The organism is Cellulosimicrobium sp. BMG9.22, from assembly GCF_059159975.1.
The window spans coordinates 94461-105587 of the sequence record NZ_JBZGBY010000013.1 but is presented as its reverse complement, the minus strand read 5'-3'; the positions used below and the strand labels follow the sequence as shown (position 1 = coordinate 105587).

The following is an 11127-nucleotide window of genomic DNA, read 5'->3' as shown; positions in this document are numbered from 1 at the left end:
CGACTGTTCCATGCTCATGTGCGTCTCCTTCTCGTGACTGGCCCGCCGTGACGACGGCGGACCGAAGCTGATCGGTCAGGGGCGACGGACGACGACGCTGCCGTAGCCCGTGCTGGCGTGGATCTCCGCCGTGGCCTCGTCGTCGACGGGTGCCTCGGTCGGGGTGAGCTGGTTGCGGACGCTGCCGTGCTGCGAGGCGACGTCGAGCCACGCGGCGGTGCCCTCGGGCACGCCGACCTCGATCGAGCCGTAGGAGGTGGTGAGCGTGACCGAGCCGGACTCGACCCGGTCCACCCGGATACCGCCCGATGCCGCCTTGGCGGTGAGGGTTCCGCGGACCTGGCCCACGACGATGTCGCCGTGCGCGCCGGCAACCTCCAGGGACCCGTTGACCGCGCCGACCGTCGTCGTGGCGTTGGTGCACCGCACGCTCGCGTCGCCGACGACCTCGCCGATGCGCACGGCCCCGGCCGTCGCCTTGATGTTCGTCGGGCCGGTGGCACGGTCGACGACGACGGATCCCGCCGAGACCTTGAGGTCGACGCGGGCGGCCTCGTCGAGCCGGGCCTCGCCGCCGTTGAGGGTGAGGTCGACGGTGCCGAGCCGGCCCTCCGCGTACAGCGACCCGGCCTTGCCGCTCAGCGACGATCCGGTGGGCAGCTCGATGGTGACCTTCGCGCCGCCGGCGGCGAAGGGGAGGACGTACTGCTTCCAGGACGCCGGGTAGATGATCCTGACCGCGTCGCCGTCTCGCTCGACGCGGGTCTCCTCGGCGGCGCGGACCGAGCCCGACTTGGACGGGTCGGCGGGAAGGACGGTGACGACGACGTCGTCCCGCTCCCCGGCGACGACGTGCAGGTCGCCGAAGGGCACGTCCACGACGACCGGGACGGGGGCAGGCGCGGGGAAGGTAGGCATGAGGGCTCCAGGTGAGGTCGGGTGGTGTCAGTGGTGTCAGCGGTGTCTGGGGTGTCTGGGGTGTCGCTGTGGGGACGGGTGTGCGCTCAGCGCACCCAGCCGGTGAGGCGCGTCTGGCCGCCGCGCTGCTGCGGGCGGGCCTGCGCGGCGGGCCGTCCCGTCGTCTGCTCGAGCGCTGCGGCCACCGCACGCACGAGCCACGTGTTGACCGAGACACCGTCGCGCGCGGCCCCGACCTCGACCTGCGACTTGAGGTGGTCGGGCAGGCGCAGGGTGGTGCGGGTGGTGGTGCCCTCCTCCGCGTCGACGCTCGGCAGGGGCGCAGGTCCGGCGGCCTGCGCGGGGACGGCGCCGGACGCCGCCTCGGCGACGGGACCGGGTGCTGCGACCACGAACTCCGGGTCCCCGCCGCGCAGGCGGACGTCGACGGAGCCGGGTGCGAGCTCGGCGGAGATCTCTCCGGCCGCCGCGGAGAGCGCGTCCAGCAGGACGAGTCGCACGGCGGCGTCGAGCGGGGCGGTCAGGCGCTCGGCGAGCTGCCGCGCGTCGGAACCGGCGGCGTCGGCCGCGGTGCCCAGCCGGTGCTGGAGGTCGTTGACGTAGGGCGTGAGATCCATGACGCCATTATGACACCATAGGTGGTGTCATGGCAACTCCCAGTGATGTCATCGCGACACCGCGTGGCGTCACCCGGGCGTCAGGCGGTCAGATCATTGATGACGTCGTAGCCCAGCTTGAGGATCAGCGCGCCGACGACCACGACGAAGACGACGCGCACGAACGAGCTCCCCTTGGCGACGGCCATGCGCGCGCCGATGTAGGCACCGAGCAGGTTCGCCGCGCCCATCACGAGGCCGAGACCCCACAGGACCGCGCCGTACGGGACGAAGAAGATCAGCGCTCCCGCGTTCGTCGCGAAGTTCGCGATCTTCGCGAGGGCCGACGCCGGCAGGAACGCGTACCCCAAGATGCTCACGAGGGAGATGACGAAGAACGTCCCCGTCCCGGGGCCGAGCAGGCCGTCGTAGGTGCCGATGACGAGGCCGATGCCCGCGGCTGCCCAGCGGTGGCCGTTGCCCTCCCAGCGCAGGTTCGTCGCGTGCCCGAGCCGCGGCTTCGCGATCGTGTACGCAGCGACCCCGAGGAGGACGACGAGGATGATCGGCTCGAACAGCTCCGCCGGGATGCGCGACGCGAGGGCCGCTCCCCCGACCGCGCCGACGAGCGCGGCCAGAGCCATCGGCCCGGCCGTGCGCAGGTCAGGGCCGACGCGTCGGTAGAAGGTCGCCGCGCTCACCGACGTCCCCATGATGCTCGAGAGCTTGTTCGTCGCGAGCGCCTGGACCGGGCTGATGCCCGGCACGAGCAGGAGCGCCGGGAGCTGGATCAGCCCACCTCCCCCGACGACGGCGTCGATCCAGCCCGCCGTGAGCGCGGCGAGGATCAGCAGGGCGACGGTCAGGCCGTCGATCTCGAGCCCACCGGAGGCGGGAAGGACGAAGGTCGGCAGCACCCCCCAGTGGTACCACGGTCCGCCGCCCCTCCCCCGCGCGGTGGCCGGCGTGCATGCCGCGCTCGCCGTCACGGCGACAACGGGTAACCGATCAGTTACGCTTTCTGGATGGACGCGTTCGAGGCCCTGTCCGATCCGGTCCGCCGGGAGCTGCTCCTCGCGCTGCGCCGCACGGATCTCACCGCGGGCGAGCTCGCAGGCACGCGGGACGACGTCTCACGGCCAGGTGTGAGCCGGCACCTGCGGGTGCTGCGCGAGGCCGGGCTCGTGGCCGTCGTCGCGGACGGCAGGCGCCGGGTGTACTCGCTGCGACCCGACGGTCTCGACCAGGTCCGCGGCCTCGTTGCCGCCCTGGGCCGTCCTGCACCGCCCGTGCCCGCACGGGTCCTCGACGGCCTCGACCTCGAGGTGCGTCGCACGGCACGAGAGCGCCGCGCCCAGCCCGGCGCGGACCGACACGAGGAGAGCGCATGAGCGACCGGACGCCCACGAGCGACACCGCCGACACCGCCACCGGCGCCGTCCCGGCGCGAGGGGCCACGGCCCGTCCCGTGCCGCACGGGACCGTCGAGCACGGGGCCCGTGGCACCGAGCTCGTCGTCACCCGCACGTTCCGAGCGCCCGCCCGCGACGTCTGGGCGAGCCTCACGGAGCCCGACCGCCTGGCACGGTGGATCGGCCGGTGGGAGGGCGACCCCTCGACGGGGAAGGTGACGTTCTTCATGACCGCCGAGGGGGACGACGTCGAACCCGAGGAGTACACGATCACGCGGTGCGAGGCCCCGCACCGGTTCGCCGCGGACACCGCGATCGGCGACGACACGTGGCACCTCGCGTTCGACCTCGACGAGGCCGACGGTCTCACGACCCTCACGTTCCGCCAGCTGCTCGGCCTCGCCGACGACGCGACCTCCGTCGGGCCGGGCTGGGAGTACTACCTGGACCGCCTCGTCGCGACGCGGGAGGGCCGGGACCCCGACGAGCTCGACTGGGAGCACTACGTCTCGAGCCTCGCCGAGCACTACCGGCGGGCGGCCGACGGGTCCTGACGGTCAGGACTGCAGGGCGTCGTACTCCGCCTCGGCGGCGACGTCGTCGTCCACGTCGAGCCGCAGGTGCGCGAGGGCGCCCTGCAGGACGCGCAGGGCGCTCGCCGCGCGCTCGCCCCAGAGCGAGACGTAGGAGAACTGCCACCACCACAGACCCTCGAGCTCGCGCCCGCCCTCGTAGTGCTGCAGGCCCTTCGCGAGGCACTCCGCGACGCAGGCCAGGTCGCCCGACAGCGAGGCGGCACCCACCTCCGCGCCCACGAGCGGGTCGGTGATCTCGGCGTAGTCGTCGAACCCGTCGAAGAGCCGCGAGAGCGCCGTGCGCAACGGGTCGACGTCGGTGTCCGGCCCGGCGTCGGGCTCGAAGCGCTCGACCGGGACGACGTCGCCCATCGCCCCCAGGCGGGCGCCCGCGGCGAGGACGTCGGAGAGTGCGAGGAGCAGCAGCGGGAGCACGGCCCCGGGCGCGGCACCGCTCGCGACCTGTGCCGTCGTCGTGAGGTAGGCGCGGGCCTGCCCGGCCATCCCCTCCGCGATCTCGCGCAGGTCGGGGTCGTTCTCGATCTCGCCCATGTGCCGGTCCCTTCCGTCAGCCGCCGACGAGGCGGCGGCCCTCGAACGCCCGGCCGAGGGTCACCTCGTCCGCGTACTCCAAGTCTCCCCCGACCGGCAGCCCGGACGCGAGGCGGGTCACGCGCAGGCCCATCGGGCCCAGCATGCGCGCGAGGTACGTCGCGGTGGCCTCGCCCTCGACGTTGGGGTCGGTCGCGAGGATGACCTCCGTGACCTGGCCGTCGGCGAGGCGGGTCATGAGCTCCGCGACGCGCAGGTCCCCGGGGCCGACGTTCTCGATCGGGTTGATCGCCCCGCCGAGCACGTGGTACCGGCCGCGGAACTCGCGCGTGCGCTCGATCGCGACGACGTCCTTGGGCTCCTCGACGACGCAGATCACCTCGACGCAGCGCCGCGGGTCGGCGCAGATGCGGCACTGCTCGGCCTCCGCGACGTTCCCGCACGTGTCGCAGAAGCGGACGCGCGCCTTCACCTCGGTGAGCGCGTCGGCCAGACGGCGCACGTCCGCGGCGTCCGCGGCGAGCAGGTGGAACGCGATCCGCTGCGCGCTCTTGGGCCCGACGCCGGGAAGGCGGCCGAGCTCGTCGATCAGGTCCTGGACCGCGCCTTCGTACACGCCCCCAGCCTACGGGTCGCGGCCCACACCTCCGCCGCGCCGTGAGAGGCGACGACGCCCCGTCTCGGAGGGACGTCACGACCCTGGTGCCCGGGACGACGGGACACCCAGGCTGCGAGAACCATCCCGCGATCGGAGAGTGCCATGACCACGACGACCCTCACGACCACCACCACGGCCCGACACCGGCGCCCCGCCTGGTTCCTCGCCCTCTCGCCGGTCCTCTTCTTCGCCCTGATCGTCCCGCCCTGGGCGCTGGTGTGGACGATGACCGGGATCGAGGACCTGGCAGAACTCGACCCGACGGACCTTGACGCGGTCAGCGCCCCGTGGATCGTCTACCACCTGGCGTGGCCGACGATCTTTGCCGCCGGCGCGATCGCGCTCGCACTCCTCGTCCGTGACGTGCCTGGCGTCACGGCACGGCGGTTCGCGCGAGCGAGCACGTCCGCCGGCGTGCTGTCCGTCGCCGCGGGGATCAGCGTCGCTCTCGTCCGCATCCCCATGGTTCGCCTCGACGCAGCGACGCTGGGCGATCACCCGTTCTACGACCTCCCCTACCTGCTCAGTGCACTCACGGTCTGGTTCGCGATCGCCGCCGTGGGTCTCGCGGGGGTGGCGGTCCGGCTCAGCGGGCTCTTGCGACGCACCGGGTTCGTCGTCGCCGTGCTCGGCGTCCCGTACCTGCTGCTCGATATCGTGACGTTCGGTGCGCTCCCGCCGTTCCTGGTCGCGTTCCTGTGGTCTCTGATGGGCATCGCCTGGCTCCGACGCGGCACACCGGCGCCGGACAGCACCCCGCGCGTAGCATGGACGACGTGACCGCGGAGCTCCCGCTCGGCACATCGGCGCACGCGCCGCCGCGTGAGTGGTATCCGGCCGCCCGCGCCGCAGCGCATGTCCTGATCTGGACCTGCGTCACGGCGACCGTGGCCATCCACGTCGTCACGCTCGCGGCAGGTGACGCCGCTCCGTACCTCGACGGCTGGAGCCGCGCCGAGCTGCAGAGTGCGGCAGCAGGGCTGGGAGTCCCGGCCGAGTGGTGGCTCCGGTACGCGCTCGTCATCGAGCTCGCCGTCATGGCGGTGTACGCCGCCGCGGCCGTCCTGGTGCTGCGCGCGCCGGTCTCCACCCGCCGCGAGGACGCCTTCCGCCTCTACCTGGCGGTCGCCCTCGTCCTGCACGGCTGCTTCCAGGGTGGGGCAGGTGGTGCTCTTGCCGCCGCGCTCCCGCAGGGGGAGGCGGCCCTTGCGCTCCAAGCGGTGGCATGGGTCCTCATCCTCCCCGTCGCCTACCTGTTCCCCGACGGACGTTTCGTCCCGCACTGGACCCGCCCGCTGCCGCTGGCCTGGGTGGCCCTGGCCGTTCTCGCGCCGGTGCTCGGCGCGTCCAGCGGGGTCGTGACGATCGGAGGCATCGTCCTCCTCGGGACGTGCGTCGCGGCACAGCTGCACCGGTACCGCACCTCGGGCCGGGTCGTCCGGCAGCAGATCACCTGGATCGCGGTCGCCGTGACCGTGAGGTTCGCGTACATCCTCGCGGTCGTGGCGACGCCCCTCGGTCGGCGCATGGAAGAACCGACCTCCCGCGGTCTTGTCGTGAACGGTGCGGCGTACCTCCTCAGCTACTCCATCAGCGCCTTCCTGGCGATCGCGATCACGGTCGCCATTCGCAAGCACCGGCTCTACGGCGTCACGACGATCCTGACCAGGGCCTTCGTGTACGGCGTCCTGACCGTGTTCGTCGTCGGTACGTACGCCGCCGTCCTGGTCGCCGCCGGGTTCGCGACCCGCACGGTCGATCCCCTCTGGGTACCGCTCCTCGCGACAGCGGTCGTCGCCGTGGGATTCGATCCCATCCGCCGGCGCCTGCAGCGTGCGGCAGGTCGCTGGGTGTACGGGCTCCGTCGCGAACCCTACGAGCTGGTCGCATCGCTCGGGGACGAGCTGGCGCACGATCCGCTCCCGTCGCGGATCGTGACGAGCCTCGCGGGGTCGCTCAAGCTGGCGTACGTGGCGCTCAGCGCCGACCCGGGTGCGATCCACCGGGACCCGGGGTTCTCCGCCCCCGACCCGGACACGCTCGTCCGGTTCCCTCTCGGCGGCGTCCGCGACGATCCCCGACTCGGGACGCTGGACGTCGCGCTGCGTGGCGGCGAGCGCCTCTCGGAGTCGGATCGCCGACTCCTCGGTGAGGTCGCACGTCAGACGGGACTGCTCCTGAGCGTGGCACAGCTGCTCGACGACCTGCGCACGTCTCGACGTGACCTCGTGCTGGCCCGCGAGGACGAACGCAGCCGCCTCCACCGGGACCTGCACGACGGGTTGGGACCCACCTTGTCGAGTCTCTACCAACGGCTCGACGTCGCCGCGGGACTGATCCGTCGCGATCCGGACGCCGCTGCCCGCCTCGTCGGCGAGGCACGCGACCACCTGCGGGCGACCGTCGACGAGATCCGCAGGATTGTCTACGACCTGCGCCCTCCCGCGCTCGACAGGTCGGGCCTCCTGGGCGCCGTCGAGGAACTCGTGAGGAGCTGCTCGACACCCGGTAGCGCACCCGTCGTGGAGCTGCGTGCGGCCGGACCGCCCGCCCACGTCGCCCCGGGTGTCGACGTGGCGGCCTACCGCGTGGTGTCCGAGGCGCTGGCCAACGCGCTCCGGCATGCGCGTGCGTCGCGCATCGTCGTCACGCTCGCGTCGCGGACCGAGAAAGACCGCCCGATGCTGGTCGTCGGCGTGAGTGACGACGGCGGAGGGTTCGACCCGTCGGTGCGACGCACGGGCACGGGGCTGCGGTCGATGGTCGAGCGCGTCGACGAAGTGGGCGGCTCGATCGACGTCCGTTCCCGCCCCGGCCACGGGACGACCGTCGACGTGCTACTGCCTCTCGCCGACGATCGGGGACGTCCACGAGGCGCACCGTGATCCGCGTGCTGATCGCCGACGACCACGTCTTCTATCGCGAGGGCCTGCGGTCGCTGCTCGTCGCGCACGACGTCGAGATCGTCGGCGAGGCCGGCGACGGGCAGGACGCCGTGAGACTGGCGGACCGGTTGCGACCCGACGTGATCCTGATGGATCTCAAGATGCCGCTCGTCAACGGCATCGACGCGACGGAGCGGATCGTGCGGACCGTCCCGAGCTGCCGCGTCCTGATGCTCACGATGTTCCAGGACGACTCCGTCGTCGCGGCGATCCGTGCCGGCGCACGGGGCTACCTCGTGAAGGACGCCACGCCCGATGACGTGCTCCACGCGATCCGCGCGGTCCACCGGGGTGAGCTCGTCGTCGGCCGGGGAGTCGCCGACCGGATCCTGCAGGTCGTCGCGGATGCGCCACGGCACCGCGAGGACGGGATCCCCGGGTTGACGTCTCGCGAGAACGACATCGCGCACCTCGTGGCCGGCGGCCGCGGCAACGCCGAGATCGCCCGCGAGCTGCGGCTCTCGGCGAAGACCGTGAGGAACTACACGTCGACGATCCTCGCCAAGCTCGGAGTGCGTGACCGCACCGAGCTCCGGGAGGTCCTCCACGCTTCGGGATTCGTCCGGCCGGACGCCGCGCCGTCGGCGCGCCCGTCAGCGGACGCTACGCGCCCGGGTCCTGGATCTCCTCGATGATCTTGCCGCCCAGGAGGCTCACGACGAGGGCGGTGCCGACGAGCCCGGTCGACACGATCTCGGGGTCGTCGTCGGACGAGACGTCGTCCATCGGGTCGATCGCCGCCGGTGCTGCGCGGCGCGCCGGCTCCGGCGCGGGTCGCGCGGTGGCTCGCGCGGAGGTCGCCGCCGCGATCGCCGCCCGCGCTGCCGACGCACCGCGCAGCGACGGCGAGCCGGCCTGGCGGGTCGGAGCGGCCGGAGCCGCGGCCGCCGCGCCGGCCGGCGTCGGCGTCGGCGTCGGCCGGGACGGCGCGGAGGTCGGGGACGGCGCCGGCTCGAGCACAGGCTCCGGCTCGGGTCCGTCGTCGAGGTCGGCCGGGGGCTCAGGCGCCTGCGTGCCGGCGAGCCAGGCGTCGTCCGCGGTGCCCGGGCCTGGGGCCGGGGCGGGAGTACCGGCGAGCCAGGCCTCGTCCGCGGCGTCGATGACCGCGACGGGCGGGGCGTCGACCGCGACGAACGGGGCGTCGACCGCGACGGGGCGCTCCTGGAGCGCGACGGCGCCACGCATCGGTGCACCGGCTTCGGCCGCGCCCGAGCGAGCCGTGGGGGCGAGTGGCCCACCGGGAGCGTCGCCACCGGCCGGCGAGGTCGGCACGGCGACCGGCACCGGGGCCACCACCGCGCCGGCGACGCCCCCGCTCCCGCGCGGACTCGCGGCGCCCTCAGGCGCGGCGCTGCTCGCGGCGGCGCCTGCGGCCGCCCCCGTCCCGTCCCCGTTCCCGGGTGCGGTGGCCGGTCGCGGCGAGCCCGCGGACCCGGCCGGACCGACGGGGCCAGTGGGGCCGTCCTCCGCGAGACGCGGCTCGATCCGCACCTGCAGTCCGAGCGTCTGGTAGACGACGTCCTGGACCGCACCGGTGTGCCGCGACGAGGAGAAGGTGCGGGCAAGCCCGGGCGACGGGAACGCGAGGTAGAGCACGTCGGCGCCCAGCTCCGCGACCTGCGCGTTCGCGCTGACGAGCGACCACGTCACCGGGCTTGCCCGGAGGTTCTCGAGGACCTCGGGCCAACGCCGCCGCAGCTCCTCCGTCGTGAGCGCCGACGACGGTCCGGACGCCGCCGTGGGCGCGGGCGACCCGCCGCCCACCGGCGCCTCCTCCCGGGCGGGTACCGCGGCCGATGTCTGGGGTGCGGCGGCGGGCGACGCATCGTCGTCCGCCGGGGAGTCGACGGGGTGCACGCGCTCGGTGACCGCAGCCGTCGCGGCGCTCGCGTCCGGCACCTCGGGGGCACCCTGGCCCGGCGACGGCTGCCCTGCCTCGACCGACGCGGCGTCGGTCTCGGCCACCGGCGCGTCGACGGCTGACGACGGCGCCTCGACGACCGGCGGTGGCGCGGCGGGCTCGGCCGGCGCCTCGACGGGCAACGCTGTCGGGACGGGTGCGGAGGCCGACGGCGCGGGCTGTGCTGGACGCGGGGGACGGAGCGCCGCACGGACGGCGGCGGGTCCGGTGAGCCCGGACGAAGCGGACGTCGCACCGGACGACGGGGCGGGAGCGCCGCCGTCGGACACCGCCGGCGCGGGCCGGCCGGGGGCCGCGGGCGCCACGGCGACCGTCCCGAGGCCGCCGCGCTCGAGCCGGTCGAGGCGCGCCGCGAAGCCCGCCGCGCCGTCGTCCGACCCCGGCAGGAGCAGGCGCGCCATGAGCAGCTCGAGGTGCAGGCGCGGCGACGTCGCGCCCGTCATCTCCGTGAGCGCGGCGTTGACGAGGTCGGCCGCGCGCGAGAGCTCCGCGACGCCGAGGTTCTGGGCCTGCGTGCGCATGCGCTCGAGCTGGTCGGCGGGCTGGTCCCGCAGCACCGCCTGCGCCTCGTCGCCGGACACCGCGATGACGATGAGGTCGCGCAGGCGCTCGAGCACGTCCTCCACGAACCGGCGAGGCTCGTGACCGGTCGCGATGACGTGGTCCACGACGCGGAAGATGCTCGCGCCGTCGCGCGCCGCGAGGGCGTCCACCACGTCGTCGAGCAGCGTCGCGTGCGTGAAGCCGAGCAGCGCGACGGCGCGCTCGTACTCCACCGCCCCGCCCTCGGCACCCGCGATGAGCTGGTCCAGGACGGAGAGGGAGTCGCGCACCGAGCCGCCGCCGGCGCGGGTGACGAGCGGGACGACGCCGCTGCCGATCGTCACGCCCTCGGCGGCGCACAGCTCCTCGAGGTACGGGCCGAGCACGTCCGGCGGGACGAGACGGAACGGGTAGTGGTGCGTGCGCGAGCGGATGGTGCCGATGACCTTGTCGGGCTCCGTCGTCGCGAAGACGAACTTGATGTGCTCGGGCGGCTCCTCGACGATTTTGAGGAGCGCGTTGAACCCCGCGGGCGAGACCATGTGGGCCTCGTCGATGACGAAGATCTTGTACCGGTCGCGCGTGGGTGCGAACGTCGCACGCTCGCGCAGGTCGCGGGCGTCGTCCACGCCGCCGTGCGACGCGGCGTCGATCTCGACGACGTCGAGGCTGCCCGGGCCCCCGCGCGCGAGGTCCGTGCACGACGGGCAGACCCCGCACGGCGTGTCGATCGGGTTCTCCGGCGTGTTCCGCGCGCAGTTCAGCGTGCGCGCGAGGATGCGCGCGCTCGTCGTCTTGCCGCAGCCGCGGGGGCCGGAGAACAGGTAGGCGTGGTTCACCCGACCGGTGCGCAGCGCCTGCATGAGCGGCGCGGTCACGTGGTCCTGACCGATCACCTCGGCGAAGGTCTCGGGCCGGTAGCGGCGGTACAGGGCGGTGCTCACCCCCCGCACTCTAGACGTCGCGACCGACACGCACGAGGCCGCCACCACGGCGGTGGACGGGGG

The 11127-nt window shown here is 73.9% G+C and carries 11 protein-coding genes; 5 read left to right on the top strand and 6 right to left on the bottom strand.

Annotation, left to right across the window (positions count from 1 at the left end; genetic code table 11):
* Window positions 1-75: 75 nt before the first annotated feature.
* From AC4H2H_RS11010 to AC4H2H_RS11000, 3 genes are all read right to left on the bottom strand, one after another.
* On the bottom strand, window positions 76-918 hold the full coding sequence (locus AC4H2H_RS11010; protein WP_494370847.1) for a DUF4097 family beta strand repeat-containing protein: 843 nt from the start codon (window positions 916-918) through the stop codon (window positions 76-78).
* Window positions 919-1004: 86 nt separating this feature from the next.
* Window positions 1005-1535, bottom strand: coding sequence for a histidine kinase (locus AC4H2H_RS11005; protein WP_494370846.1), 531 nt, complete (start codon window positions 1533-1535; stop codon window positions 1005-1007).
* A gap of 80 nt (window positions 1536-1615) precedes the next feature.
* Complete coding sequence (locus tag AC4H2H_RS11000) at window positions 1616-2431, bottom strand: TSUP family transporter (RefSeq protein WP_494370845.1); 816 nt, start codon at window positions 2429-2431, stop codon at window positions 1616-1618.
* Window positions 2432-2539: 108 nt separating this feature from the next.
* On the opposite strand from AC4H2H_RS11000, the gene AC4H2H_RS10995 reads away from it, so the two are divergent.
* Window positions 2540-2905: an ArsR/SmtB family transcription factor gene (locus AC4H2H_RS10995; protein WP_494370844.1), complete on the top strand. Its 366-nt coding sequence runs from the start codon at window positions 2540-2542 to the stop codon at window positions 2903-2905.
* On the top strand, window positions 2902-3480 hold the full coding sequence (locus tag AC4H2H_RS10990; protein ID WP_494370843.1) for an SRPBCC domain-containing protein: 579 nt from the start codon (window positions 2902-2904) through the stop codon (window positions 3478-3480). Before AC4H2H_RS10995 ends, AC4H2H_RS10990 begins: the two co-directional genes overlap by 4 nt.
* 3 nt (window positions 3481-3483) lie before the next feature.
* Here AC4H2H_RS10990 and AC4H2H_RS10985 read toward each other — a convergent pair whose 3' ends face one another.
* Together AC4H2H_RS10985 and recR are read right to left on the bottom strand one after the other, a co-directional pair.
* Window positions 3484-4053, bottom strand: coding sequence for a DUF5063 domain-containing protein (locus tag AC4H2H_RS10985; RefSeq protein WP_494370842.1), 570 nt, complete (start codon window positions 4051-4053; stop codon window positions 3484-3486).
* 16 nt (window positions 4054-4069) lie between these two features.
* Window positions 4070-4669, bottom strand: coding sequence for a recombination mediator RecR (gene recR / locus AC4H2H_RS10980; protein WP_494370841.1), 600 nt, complete (start codon window positions 4667-4669; stop codon window positions 4070-4072).
* Between the two features lie 144 nt (window positions 4670-4813).
* Between recR and AC4H2H_RS10975 the strand changes: the two genes are divergently transcribed.
* The 3 genes from AC4H2H_RS10975 to AC4H2H_RS10965 are packed head-to-tail and all read left to right on the top strand — an operon-like array spanning window position 4814 to window position 8291.
* Window positions 4814-5491: a hypothetical protein gene (locus tag AC4H2H_RS10975; protein ID WP_494370840.1), complete on the top strand. Its 678-nt coding sequence runs from the start codon at window positions 4814-4816 to the stop codon at window positions 5489-5491.
* Entirely contained in the window at window positions 5488-7596 is a 2109-nt protein-coding gene (locus tag AC4H2H_RS10970) for a sensor histidine kinase (RefSeq protein WP_494370839.1), read from the top strand. The genes AC4H2H_RS10975 and AC4H2H_RS10970 overlap by 4 nt, the downstream gene beginning before the upstream one ends.
* Entirely contained in the window at window positions 7593-8291 is a 699-nt protein-coding gene (locus AC4H2H_RS10965; RefSeq protein ID WP_494370838.1) for a response regulator, read from the top strand. Before AC4H2H_RS10970 ends, AC4H2H_RS10965 begins: the two co-directional genes overlap by 4 nt.
* Here the strand turns inward: AC4H2H_RS10965 and AC4H2H_RS10960 are convergent.
* Window positions 8260-11064, bottom strand: coding sequence for a DNA polymerase III subunit gamma and tau (locus tag AC4H2H_RS10960; protein WP_494370837.1), 2805 nt, complete (start codon window positions 11062-11064; stop codon window positions 8260-8262). The genes AC4H2H_RS10965 and AC4H2H_RS10960 overlap by 32 nt on opposite strands.
* Window positions 11065-11127 lie beyond the last annotated feature (63 nt).